The sequence below is a fragment of the Nostoc sp. 106C genome (assembly GCF_002154725.1).
Classification (GTDB): Bacteria; Cyanobacteriota; Cyanobacteriia; order Cyanobacteriales; family Nostocaceae; genus Aulosira.
The window spans coordinates 65,381-78,003 of the sequence record NZ_MTAW01000201.1 but is presented as its reverse complement, the minus strand read 5'-3'; the positions used below and the strand labels follow the sequence as shown (position 1 = coordinate 78,003).

At 40.9% G+C, this 12,623-nt stretch carries 12 protein-coding genes; 2 read left to right on the top strand and 10 right to left on the bottom strand.

The features are described 5' to 3' along the window. The first annotated feature begins 159 nt into the window (after window positions 1-159). Window positions 160-1,602, top strand: coding sequence for a xylulokinase (xylB, locus tag BV375_RS30370; RefSeq protein ID WP_086767443.1), 1,443 nt, complete (start codon window positions 160-162; stop codon window positions 1,600-1,602). Window positions 1,603-2,070: 468 nt separating this feature from the next. On the opposite strand, the gene trxA is transcribed toward xylB, so the two are convergent. The 6 genes from trxA to BV375_RS37325 all read right to left on the bottom strand — a co-directional run bounded on the left by trxA (window position 2,071) and on the right by BV375_RS37325 (window position 6,424). Next, window positions 2,071-2,403 (bottom strand): thioredoxin, encoded by a 333-nt coding sequence (gene trxA / locus BV375_RS30365; protein ID WP_086767441.1) that lies wholly within the window; start codon window positions 2,401-2,403, stop codon window positions 2,071-2,073. Between the two features lie 109 nt (window positions 2,404-2,512). Then, on the bottom strand, window positions 2,513-2,818 hold the full coding sequence (locus BV375_RS30360; protein ID WP_086767439.1) for a hypothetical protein: 306 nt from the start codon (window positions 2,816-2,818) through the stop codon (window positions 2,513-2,515). Window positions 2,819-2,978: 160 nt separating this feature from the next. Beyond that, window positions 2,979-3,284 (bottom strand): RNA-binding protein, encoded by a 306-nt coding sequence (locus tag BV375_RS30355; RefSeq protein WP_086767437.1) that lies wholly within the window; start codon window positions 3,282-3,284, stop codon window positions 2,979-2,981. A 1,059-nt stretch (window positions 3,285-4,343) separates the two neighbouring features. Then, the gene (locus BV375_RS30345) at window positions 4,344-4,598 is read right to left on the bottom strand and encodes an RNA-binding protein (RefSeq protein ID WP_086767433.1); all 255 of its coding nucleotides are present in this window, start codon (window positions 4,596-4,598) and stop codon (window positions 4,344-4,346) included. Window positions 4,599-5,569: 971 nt separating this feature from the next. Further along, a complete protein-coding gene (locus BV375_RS30340) occupies window positions 5,570-5,884 on the bottom strand; it encodes an S-layer protein (protein WP_086767431.1) in 315 nt (104 codons plus the stop codon). Between the two features lie 396 nt (window positions 5,885-6,280). Then, window positions 6,281-6,424 carry a hypothetical protein gene (locus BV375_RS37325; RefSeq protein ID WP_166507566.1) on the bottom strand — a complete coding sequence of 48 codons (144 nt, stop codon included), beginning with the start codon at window positions 6,422-6,424 and terminating at the stop codon, window positions 6,281-6,283. A 531-nt stretch (window positions 6,425-6,955) separates the two neighbouring features. Between BV375_RS37325 and BV375_RS30335 the strand changes: the two genes are divergently transcribed. After that, window positions 6,956-7,423 carry a hypothetical protein gene (locus tag BV375_RS30335; RefSeq protein ID WP_086767429.1) on the top strand — a complete coding sequence of 156 codons (468 nt, stop codon included), beginning with the start codon at window positions 6,956-6,958 and terminating at the stop codon, window positions 7,421-7,423. A 163-nt stretch (window positions 7,424-7,586) separates the two neighbouring features. Here BV375_RS30335 and BV375_RS30330 read toward each other — a convergent pair whose 3' ends face one another. From BV375_RS30330 to BV375_RS30315, 4 genes are all read right to left on the bottom strand, one after another. Then, the gene (locus BV375_RS30330; protein WP_086767426.1) at window positions 7,587-8,054 is read right to left on the bottom strand and encodes a tellurite resistance TerB family protein; all 468 of its coding nucleotides are present in this window, start codon (window positions 8,052-8,054) and stop codon (window positions 7,587-7,589) included. A gap of 486 nt (window positions 8,055-8,540) precedes the next feature. Beyond that, on the bottom strand, window positions 8,541-10,442 hold the full coding sequence (gene ilvB, locus BV375_RS30325) for a biosynthetic-type acetolactate synthase large subunit (RefSeq protein WP_166507565.1): 1,902 nt from the start codon (window positions 10,440-10,442) through the stop codon (window positions 8,541-8,543). A 128-nt stretch (window positions 10,443-10,570) separates the two neighbouring features. Beyond that, complete coding sequence (locus BV375_RS30320) at window positions 10,571-11,833, bottom strand: MFS transporter (RefSeq protein WP_086767421.1); 1,263 nt, start codon at window positions 11,831-11,833, stop codon at window positions 10,571-10,573. A gap of 144 nt (window positions 11,834-11,977) precedes the next feature. Then, on the bottom strand, window positions 11,978-12,550 hold the full coding sequence (locus BV375_RS30315; RefSeq protein WP_086767420.1) for a hypothetical protein: 573 nt from the start codon (window positions 12,548-12,550) through the stop codon (window positions 11,978-11,980). Between the last annotated feature and the right edge of the window lie 73 nt (window positions 12,551-12,623).

Here is a 12,623-nt window from a genome sequence, read left to right as displayed (position 1 = left end):
TATGTCGGGTAACCGATAAGGGTGGCTCTTGTTCAGGAGGGGTTAGAATCGCCTTCTGTTGTGTCAACTTCCCGCAGGGTACAAAACCTTCTGCCTTCTTCAATAAGCAACAAATCTAATTTGGGATTCTTAACTTTTAAGTATTTGAGGACTAGCCTAATGCTGCTTGGCATAGATTTAGGAACAGGCTCTGCTAAGGCATTGCTCCTGGCGACGGACGGAACCGCAATAGCTGAAGCATCAAGCTCCTATCCTGTTCATGCACCTCATCCCGGATGGGCTGAGTCCGAGCCAGGGGATTGGTGGTCAGCTGTTGGCTTGGCTGTTAAGAAGGCAGTGGGAAATCATGCCGATCAGGTACAGGCGATCGCACTTTCAGGACAGATGCACGGTGTTGTCCTAACTTCGGAGTCGGGTGAGCCACTGCGTCCTGCTATTCTCTGGGCAGATAGTCGCTCTAGTACCACGCAAAACATTTATCATTCACTCGATGACACTATTCTAGAGCGATTGGGCAACCCCATTACAGCTGGAATGGCTGGCTCAACCTTGCTGTGGCTACGAGAACACGAGCCTACTGTCTACGCCCAAGCGCGTTGGGCACTTCAGCCAAAAGATTGGCTACGGTTACGGCTGACTGGAGAAGTTGCAACCGAACCATCTGATGCTAGCGGTACTTTGCTTTACGATATTGTGTCAGACAACTGGGCATGGGATGCAATCTCAGGGCTAAATCTGCGTTGTGATTGGTTGCCGAAAATTATTCCCTCTAGTGCGATCGCTGGTTACTTAACGGCTAGTGCTTCAGAACACCTTGGCTTAAGAGTTGGCTTAAGAGCGATCGCTGGCGCTGCGGATACAGCCGCCGCCGCACTTGGTAATGGGCTACTAGAACCTGGTTTGGTTCAACTAACCATCGGCACAGGCGCTCAAATCATTACACCTCGCTCCCAACCAATTCTCGATCCTCATGCTCGTACACATCTATATCGAGCCGCCGTACCTAACGGGTGGTACACCCTTGCAGCAATGCAAAATGCAGGACTAGCACTTGAGTGGGTGCGAGGTATCCTCGGCTTGAGTTGGGAGCAAGTCTATACTAAAGCGTTTACTATTCCTCCAGGATGTGAAGGGTTGACATTTTTGCCATATCTCACGGGTGAGCGAACTCCACACCTTGACCCCTATGTACGCGGCGCATGGGTAGGGCTTGGACTTCATCACACCCAGGCGCACCTGATGCGGGCGGCATTAGAGGGAGTGGCTTTTGCTTTGCGACAAGGTTTTGAAGCACTTGAAGCAACAGGTTTTAAAGCCACAGAATTGCGTTTAGCAGGCGGTGGAACCTTAGAAATGCCTTGGAAACAATTACTGGCTGATGTATTGAGAATACCCCTTTATGTAACTACCGTTGCTGCTGCATCTGCGCATGGTGCCGCTCTACTGGCGGGTATTGGAATTGGCGTATACGCAGATGCTAATGACACGCTCAAACTGGCAGCCACCCCAACGCTTTCGGCAACTCCCCAAGCCGTTGATTTAGCCCTAGAAGAGGCTTGGATAAGATATCAATCCCTTTATCCACGACTTAAAAAAATCTGATAGAAGTTATGCCTCATGGAGGAAGAAGTAGAAGGTATATACAGAATCTAAAAACTAGATACTGCCCAAGATTCATCCCCTTTCTTGAGTTCTTTCATCAATGGGCTTCCTGCAAGAAGTGTTAAACACATGAAGGAAAAATCTCTGGTTGCGCGCGCGATCGCTCCATAGTATCCGATCTGTAAAAAACAAATCACCCTTCAAGAATGGGCATAGATCATGTGCGAAATAGTCGGTGGCTCATCGCTTTGATGAAAGGCAAATACCCGTCTGCGAATCTCTAGGTCTGCCATTGTAATCGCTCGTACTGACGTAAATGGTCTAGCCAAGATTTGGCTTCTGGGGTCATGCTTACTACACCTAATTATTGTGTAGATTGTATGTATAGGAGAATTTTCAGGGGTAATAGAATTATGGTTTAGTACCTCCCAAAAAAATGGGAGAACTAGAAGTCTCCCCAAAAACAAGCTAAAGAAGCTTAAGAACAGCACTGCTAAATTGCTCGTAAGGAGAAACTCCTACGATAGTTTCTGCTAACTCAGCATCCTTGAAAATTAAAACTGCTGGAATACTGCGAAGACCGAATTTTTTGAACATCGGTTTGTTGTTATCCACGTCTACCTTAACGACTTTGGCGCGACCTTTGTATTCTTGAGCGAGTTGATCCATTAATGGACTGATCAGGCGACAAGGGCCACACCAAGTAGCAGTAAAGTCAACTACAACAACTTTTTCTTCACTTAAAAGAATGTCAAATTCACTTTCTTGAACATAAGCAACTACATCAGTGTTAGTAGACATTTTTTAATTCCTCAGTATTAAACTAAAATTTCAAAAAAAAAGAATTTTTGGCGACATTATAGCCAACGAAGATTCAAGGTTTCACCCCAAACTGATGAAAAAGGTTTCATCAATAAAAGGCTTCTACATTATGCCGGAAGGCGATTAAGGCGTGCTTGCCTTGCTCCTCTTTTAGTGCGCAAAAGATAGCATCAGATACTTCCAATGAAACAATAGTTTTGATTTCAATATTAGTGTTGTAACCTGCCATATCTGCTAAGCGTTTTCCATGTCCACCCTCACCTTGCACTTGACTAATGGTGTAACCGCTTACATCATAGCTTTTCAGCAGCTTCACAATCCTTTCTTTCAAAACTGTTTCACCTATAATGGTGATGAGAACGGCAGGTTGGACTGGCAAGGTTAATTTTGTCATGAACAAGTCCACAAAAAGGGCTTTAGCTTATCAAGCTTGCATTTTCGTTCGTAGTTCAAAGTATGTAACAAAAAGGCTCAAGCACAAATGCCTGAGCCGCTATTACATCATGTTATTTGTTGAACTAACGGGTTAGGTCAAATAGCTAAATCAGTCAAGCTTAGTAACGGTTACGTCCACCGTAACTGTTACGGTTGCCACCACCAAATGAACCGCCTCTATCTTCTTTGGGCTTAGCCTTATTTACTTTTAGGTCTCGTCCCATCCACTCTGCACCATCAAGAGCTTCAATGGCGGCAGTTTCTTCAGCATCAGTACCCATTTCGACAAAACCAAAGCCGCGCACACGACCTGTTTCCCGGTCGGTAGGTAGCTGAACTCGCTTGACAGAACCATATTCTGCAAACACAGCATTTAAGCTCTCTTCTGTAACTTCGTAAGAAAGATTACCTACATAAACTGACATAGATTGTCTCCGAAATTATAAATGTGTAGAGATTTAGATTTCGGAGAAAAGTTTGTAAATACCAAAAACAAAAAGCCTGTCAATACTAAAAACAAACGCTGTTAACCGAATTAATTCTCACTTTTTATTATGGCATAAGTAATTAACTTTTAGGGAGAGAGATTAAAAAAACTTTATATAAATTTATTCATGTGAGCCATTGATATCTGAAATTAAGGCTAATCATGGTTTTTGGAGTCAGATTTTTACAGCCTGACAGCAATGTAGACATTTATTTAGACAAAGTTAATTATTTAGCTAATTTGTAATTTTCAGGGCAGAAGTACTTAGAAAATTATCATAATCACCACCAGATAAGTTTAATTATCGGCTCTAGATGAACCGAGCTTAATTACATGGAGTCAAACAAATTACATCAAACTCACAAGTAACCTTACAAATAGAGGAATGCTTGCCCTGGAAAAGCTTCAATATAAAATAATCAAGACAAATCTAATCATCGTAAAAATTTTTTTGCAGTTGGAACTAATTTTTAACTTACTAATTCAACTAAAGCATCCCACTGGAACCGGATTACGCATGAGACTAAGCAGCCGCGATAATGCTCACTTGTGAAAACTGAAAGTGTGACATTTGTCTGCCCTAGGTCTAAAATTTGTTTGACCTTGCAGATTTGTCTTTTATTCTTGTAATATGCAATGATGCGATCGCCAGCTTTAACATCTAACGCTTTAATTTTCAATTTTTCCTCACTTCTATATTTGTTGATTTAAACCGTTATATCTATTTAAATATGTCTTCTCCTTATGTTGTTTGGATATTTTTTCTGTTTTTTAACTTATCGATTACCTTGTGCTTCCTCCAATATCAATGTTCTGGTACTAGGTTAAGCAGTGAAATTCTCCATATTCTGCTGTCAAAAAGTTATGGCGTAGCTTGCCTGATATTATTTTAAGACAACAAGGAAAAAATTAGACACTTTTGTGAGCAGCAGAGTAAATGTATACAACCACACGAGAATTCTAACGCTTCATTGTTATATATATGCACTCTAGGTGATTAAGCTACGTCTACAACGGTCTTAGCCCGATTAACTTTAAGGCTATAACCCATCCATTCATTACCTCTTAATCCATTAATTGCTGCTACCTCTTCAGTATCCGTTTCCATTTCTACAACAGCAAATCCCCTCTTCTCACCAGATTTTTGGTTTGTAGATACTAAAATTCTCCTAACAACTCCATACATTAGAAAGACCTGTCTGATGTCCTCATCTTCAATTTCATGGGATAGATTACCAATATAAACTGACATATAATATCTCCAAATTAATAAAATGTAGAGATTTAGATTTGGAGAGGCGTCTATGTAGTCAGTCACTTGACCAAAAATATTTCTCGGTAAGCTAATAATAACATAGTTTTAAAATTGAAACATACTTAAATCAGTTTGAGTCTATAGTAGATTGGATTTCCAGCTTTAGTTATTATCAAAAGCAAAAATAAGAATTACTTACATAAATCTGGAGAGGCTACTTGTTTTTTTCTAATAATAGGCAACACAGAATTTACAAATTTAAGTAGACTTTTTAATTCCTACAATTTTTGCTTAAAAATGTATTTTTAAGTTTACGGTTTAAATAGAACAGCAATTTCTAGTTGAATCTAGAACTTTTTTCCACTTCATAAACACAGTGTAGAGATTTAGCTTCAGGAAGGCGTTATGGGCTTATTCACATGGCCAAAAATATTTCTCCTTGCTTTAAATATAACATTTGAATATGGAATGAGATTTTTGGATACAGGCTTTTATAAGCCAATTACATATCTTTGTCAGCTTTGCTGTGAAATCATTGTGGCTTCCGCATCCAAGCTAAAAAAGTTAATCATTATCTAGAGAAGCTTTAGGCTTATCCTAGCAACGTAATACAAATTTAACGCTGCATTAACATTGATTTAGTACTACTAATACTACCAAAAATTTTATTCTTTATATTTTTTCCTTATTCTTGACATCGGTTTTGGGGGTACAGGCGTCGGCTTAGTTATCACCAGCAGTGAAATCGCAGCTTTTGTTAATGCAAATATTCATAAGTTTATGCCGCAATTCAATCTCTTTGCCAAAGAAGTTATACCCCGCATCCAACACTTGTAGCCTGTAAGTTGATACTTGCACTAAATTGGCTATTTTATGGATTTATTGATCTTTAGCTTTAATTTGAGTCAACTATGACCAAAAATTTTCCTAGTAGCGCGACTGATCCCATATTTTTATTATTTTCTTGTCTATTGTTGAAATTGCTCCTCTTTCGGTGGTTTCTGGATATTTTCAGTTGGTTTTAGTTGCTGAAATAAAGCAGGTGGTGTAGCTTGTCGGAAGGCTCCGCAATAGTGCATAGTCATAACTGCTTTGAAAGCCCAATGGTCAGATGGTACATCACTAAAAGGATTTGGTAAGGTCTCTGCTTTGTTTTGAACACAAGCATTGATAACTGGATTAGATTTAACTGTTTCACTATTGCTAGGCTCTTGAGCTTTAGCGGAATTAACTAAACCAATAGTGCCTAGTACTAAGACTGATACCAGAATTTTTATGTTCATCAAATGAAGTATAGATGTATATATCTTTAGTGTAATTCTCTGGATAAGGTAATTCACTCAATTTTAGAAAAATTATCTCCTAATTGGAAGTTACAGAACCATCCTAATAAAACTAATCTAAAATTCAGAATTAGAAGGAAAAAGAATAGGAAGCAGAGATAACAATTTATCTAAAGTTATCTAGAGTGTTTTTACTGCTTCCTTAGCTCTTGATTTAACGCAGACTTGATTTTATTTAATTCTGAGACAAGACTTTACTTCTGTGTGGGGTTCCCCCTAGGAGGAATTGCTAAAAGGATTTCCGCTTTCTTAGCATCTGGGGGTGGGCAATGCCCACCCTACAATTAAGTTTCAAGTTTACAGAATTTTTTCAAAAATCAAACCGTATTCCTATAGCTAATCTAAAATGTTAGCAAACAATCCTAGGGTTATTAACAGTACAACTAACCCGCTGATCCATAGTGTTAGAGATCCCCAACTTACTGAATCCTGTTGTAATTTTTGCCATAAATTTGTGCCATTGTTATTCCGAAAAGCCATTTTACAACCTCCAATTTTTATTTTTGATTTATTAAACTTATTTTGGAGAGTATTCGCTTGTATCTGTTCACTAGCAGAGAATAATTAACTGAATTTTCAATCAATTAATGCTTTTCACCGCTGCCATCACTACCTAAAGTTATAAAAAGATATTTGTTTAGCTTAATATATTTTCTCATGGTTCATTGTTAACAAAACTAACTATCGTTATTTTGAAAAAATTCTTAACGCTGGCTTTATTGTGGCTGGCAAGTTGTATTGTAATAAGCTATGCAGTACTTAGGCTGTTTCTTGAATATTAAGCTTGAACTAGGTGATAAATATATTGAGAATAGGATAATACATTACCTCAGAATATCGCTGCATGTATTACTTATGACCCAATCTTCGACGATACTATCATCAAATACTTTTGTACCCTAGACGACCCAAGAATAGAGCGAACTGAACAGTATTTGTTAGTATAGAACTCGTTTCAAGGAAGAAACTTTTTTCATTGGGACTGCTTTCTACTTCAAATTTAAAATTGTTATGAAACAAAGCAAGCCTAAAGCTGACTTCTACCAAACTGATGAAGATATAGTTAGGTTAGTCCAGCAATTTGAAGCTTGTACGTTACATAGAAGTGGCTGGAACCACGCTGCTCATCTTACGATTGCTGTGTGGTATTTATCTATATGCTCTAAAACAGAAGCAATAGCACGTATCCGTACAGGAATTCAACATTACAACCAGTGCAACGGTATTATGACTACCAGTAGCAGTGGATATCATGAAACTTTGACTCTATTTTGGATTGCGATCGCCTGTCGTTTCCTCGCTGTTACCAATCACAACGCCTCTATCTCAGCATTGATCAATGACTTCATCTCTACTTATGGTGAGCAAAAAACTTTATTCTACGAATACTACAGTCACGAGTTAATTATGTCTTGGGAAGCTCGTCAAAGTTGGGTAGCTCCAGATCTCAAGCCTTTTGATGACATTTCTTCACATTAGCATCAGCAAGAGGTAGGTTTTTCAACAAAAAGCTCATGAGTAGCAATTTCAACGCTATCATGAGCCATATAATTTTATTGATTCTGCAATTGTTATACATAAACGTTTTGCCCGATATTAAGTAACCCAGCTGACAATATCGGGGTTTTAAGCACAAAAAGAGTTATTCTTCTTCGTACTCCTCTTCATCATCTTCTCCAAAGATGTGGTCTATGATCTGTTGTGCGCGCCTGTTTGTAATATTCAAGGCGTCTTGAAGCTCAGATATATAATCCTGTTCGCTGTCGGGTACTTCACCGTCAATCCCGACTACCAACAGCGCGGTAATGTAGGCTGCTTCTCGAGATTCTTCATCTGGTAAGGAAGCGATCGCTTGCTCGATGACATCCTCTGGTTCTTCTTCCTCTAGCAAGGTATAAACTTTCTCTGTCAATTCTTCAAAGTCTTTCTCAGAGAAATCTTCAAATTGAGAAATACCAGCTAGCATTTCACTCAAAGCAAATTCTTCGGTTCTGCTCACACCTTCATCATCAGATGCTGCGGAAAACAGTCCAATCACTGCGATCGCTACTTCTGGTTCCAAAGCAACTGAACTGTTGCTGCCTCTGTTGAGAGACTTGGGTTTAAACATAATTATCCTTTAAAGGTTCCGTGATTGATGGGAAAGCAATCTTTTTTCCTGAGACTTAGGATTCCCAAAAAAATCAAGAAAAACACACATCTGATACCATTTTGGATTTTAGATTTTGCGAAAAGTTGAGCCAGTGCGTTGCGGTGAATCCAGATCTGAAGGCGGGTTTCCCGCCGTAAGGGACTGGTGAACCCGGAGGGAGGTTCCCTCCGTTGTAGCAACTGGCGTCGGGTTTCCCGGCTTGAGCAAACTTTTCAAAACAGATTTTGGATTGTAAAAGAGTTGCTATATAACCTTTTGAGCAATCCATCCATCATAATCATTTTTCAAATTGGCATGAGATTCTTACTGGGATTTCTCCGCACAAAAAAACGCAGAGGATACAATCCCCTGCGTATCTAACTTTCTAAATTCCAAAATTTACCGAACTCAGCGCTGAGTAAATTAAAAAATACTCACCACTCAGCACTCGGTACACAGTAATCTTTACAGTTTATTGCCACACTCAGAACAGAAATTGTGCGTAGGAAGGTTTTTCGTGCCGCAGTGACCACAATAAACTGGTTCTGTTGCAGTTGTTGGCGGTTGCTTGGGCAAGCCAATCATTTGAGCGTTGTTCTTACCTGGAGCTACCATTGGATAGCAGTTTTCATCTCTGGTGACGCGCACATCTACAACTACCGGGCCATTATGCGCCAGCATTTCGGCGATCGCATCTTGGAGTTCTTCCCGTTTGCTAATTACCATGCCTTTAATGCCATAAGCTTTGGTCAAAAACTCTATATCTGGCATCCCTACTTCCATATTGGAGCAAGAATAACGCTCACCATAGAAGGCTTGCTGCCACTGGCGTACCATCCCCTGCCAGCCGTTATTGAGAATTAAAGTCTTGACATTTATCCCATATTGTGCAAGTGTACCCAACTCTTGCAAACACATTTGGAAACTGGCATCGCCGCTAATACAAATAACTTCTTCATCAGGAAATGCTACTTTCGCACCCATTGCCGCAGGCACACCAAAACCCATCGTTCCCAAACCAGCACTGGAAATCCAGCGTCGGGGGCCATTCTTCAGGAATTGCGCTGCCCACATTTGATGTTGACCTACATCTGTGGTGTAGAAAGCGTGGGGTGCTTGACGACCGATTTCGACAATTACCTCTTGGGGTGAAATACTGTCAGAATGCTGGGGCACTATCAAAGGATATTCTTCCCGCCAGCGGTTAATTAGGTTTAACCACTCTTGGTTTTGGTTGGGTTTAGCCTTTGTACCTGTTTGCTTGCAACGACGTAACAAGTCAACTAACACATTCCGCACGTCACCGACGATCGGCACTTCTGGAGCGCGGTTTTTGCCAACTTCTGCGGGATCGATGTCGATGTGAATTACTTTCGCCTTAGAGGCAAACTCATCTAACTTCCCAGTCACGCGGTCATCAAATCTCGCGCCAACGCAGATCAACAAGTCACAATCAGTCACAGCAAAGTTGGCGTAGGCGGTGCCATGCATCCCTAACATACCCAAGGCTAGGGGATGATGTTCATCAAACACACCGATACCCATCAAAGTTGTAGTGACGGGAATATTAAATAACTCAGCTAGTTCTTTAACTTCTGCGTGTGCTCCAGAAGCGATCGCACCTCCACCGACATACAATAGCGGTCTGCTGCTTTCGCTGATTAACTGGATAGCGGCGTTGATTTGCCGTGGATTTCCTTTGACTGTAGGACGATAGCCAGGTAATTTCACCGAACCTGGTTCCACAGGTACATAGTCAAATTCTTCTAAAGCTACATCTTTTGGAACATCAATTAAAACTGGCCCTGGGCGTCCTGTACTAGCGATGTGAAACGCTTCAGCCACAATCCGTGCCATGTCTTTCGGGTCACGCACTACATAGGAGTGTTTGACAATTGGCAGGGTAATTCCATAAATATCAGTTTCTTGGAAAGCATCCGTACCAATTGAGGCCCGTGCTACTTGTCCTGTGACCACAATCATCGGAATCGAGTCCATGTAGGCGGTGGCGATACCTGTTACCAAGTTAGTCGCCCCTGGACCCGAAGTACCAAAGCAAACTCCTACCTTACCTGTAGCGCGGGCATAACCATCAGCAGCATGAGATGCACCTTGTTCGTGTCTCACAAGAATATGCTTAATGCCACTGGTTGCTTCCACTTTATAAAGGTCATCATAAATTGGCAGAATTGCTCCACCGGGATAACCAAAAATATACTCAACACCGTGGCGCTGGAGGCTGTCTAGGAGAGCAAAACCGCCGGATGCCCGTTTAGGGGTTACTACGACGGTTTGGATAGTCGTATTAGGCTGGGTATGATTCTCGGTTTGGGGGGGACTGATTCGGGTTGGCGATCGCACTGTCAAACCTCTGAGAATAGCTAAGTTAATGCTTGAATTCTGTAGTTAAGATTTCATTTTAATAGAAAAGTTTAATTAAATCCTTACGGAAATTTCTATATTTAATATTTAGGTTCAGCTAAGACTTTGTATCGCTAAATTACGTCTTGTAATACTCGGCGGGTATTTTGCCAAGCCCAAACACCCACAGCAGCGACTATCAGGCTCATAGCTACAAGTACAATCCGCAATCCTAGAATATCAGTTAATGGGCCAGTAATTGCCAAAGGTAAGGAAAGAGCAATATTGACGGCATGATTTTGAAAGCCAAAAACTTTACCGTGCATGTTGGGAGGTGCTTGTTGTTGAATTAAAGTTTGCATCGGCACGCCAATTAAAGAAGCACCTACACCTAATAATGCACAGAGTCCTAGCGCCAATAATAAATTGTGGGTGAAAGTAAATACCCCTAACACTAGCGCCATTATCAAAAATCCAATTAAGGGTAAAGGCTTGCGATGCAATTTCACACCCCAGTGTCCTAAAATTCCCGCACCCAACACCATCCCTACCCCAGCTGCTGCCAAGAAAAAGCCAAACTGTTTCTCTTTTAAGCCAAAGTCTGCCGCTAATCTGATTGTCAGTACTGTTAAAGCCGCAAATACGCAATATAGAGTTACGAGTTGCAACATGGCATTTAATACCAGACGGTTTTTCTTGAGGTAGCGCAAACTCTCTGTGAATTCAGACCAAAGGTGATTTGATCCCCGATGTTCAGTAGTGGGTTTGTTTTCTTTAAAATTAATCGGCTGCATGATGGCACCCGATAACAGATATAGTGTGCTAACTACCAACTCTTGACCGTATTCTTCTCCCAGCAAACTCTTCGCCCAACTCAACATTGGCTCTCCTATGGCAAAGCCAACTATTAAAGCACCCATCATTGTGCTGCTAAATAGTGCATTCGCTGCCATTAAATTTTCTCGCCGTACCAGTAGGGGAATGGCAGCTTGTTCCGCAGGGGCAAAAAACTGCGTCACTGTAGAGATGGCAAAGGTAAGGATCAAAAGAATCAAAAATTCTCGTGGTAAAAACGGAATTAATAAAGTTAAGCACCCACGCACCAGATCAGAACCAACCATAATCAGCTTTTTGGGAAAGCGATCGACAAAAATACCACCCGCAGATCCAAATAAAATGGCTGGTACTGTAAAGGCCACCATTAAAGTTGAGTACATAGAATTCTCTGCCAATCCTGGTGGTGGTGGGTAATTTTCCAGTAAGGCAATCATCAAAACGAAGAACACCTTATCTGCTAACTGGGAAACCAGTTGCCCAATCCACAAGAGCATAAAACCACGGTTTTTTAGCAGTGCGCCAAACCCGTTATTAACAGCAGCAGGTTCCGTTGGAAACATTAGATACTTAAGAATAGTGATTAAGGTAGATGGGTAGTTGAGGAGTGTGGGATTTGGAAGTTGGAGAGTTGCGCGATACGCCGATCACTCCATTTTAAAATCTTCCTTATTTCTCACTCCTGCTTGCCAACTTTAATTTCCGGACTATTTTTCTTCATAGCGCTTTAACAGCAGGCATAAGAATTCAGATGCACTCAAGCGATCGCTTTTGGGGTAAAATTCCTCGGATAGGTCTACCCAAAAACCTTGAACGGTTTGAGGCGATCGCCAGATGGATAAATGGTCAACTGCTGGTTCTGCATAAAAGTTATTTTTCCCACTACCCAGTAAAGATGAACTCCAGTGAGTGAAATAATCATGACTTATTCGATGAATGGGAAAATCACCCCATAGTGGCACCCCCCATCCATCTATAGCAATAAAAGCTTTGACATTACCTCCTAAGAGTCGCCACGAATTCGCAGCGAGCATCGCTCCGACTACACCTGCGCTAAAACTAATGAAGATCACGGGCGATTCTAACTCATTACCTAAGCAATTGTGTAGAAATTGTAAAATATGCAATGGTGATAAGGTCAGTAAACCCTGTTCTGGAAAAATCAGTAGATTATCTGAATTTTTAGCACTTGAGCTATCAGAATTTAAATTTAAGCATTCTGAGATAAAACTTTCAGTTAACGCTGGCTCATGGATTCCAGGGCAAATGATGATGCTCATCTATTTTTAGGGTTAGCAGCTTGCACAATTCTTTGATTCCAAACAATTACTGGTTGCGAATATAACATTAATA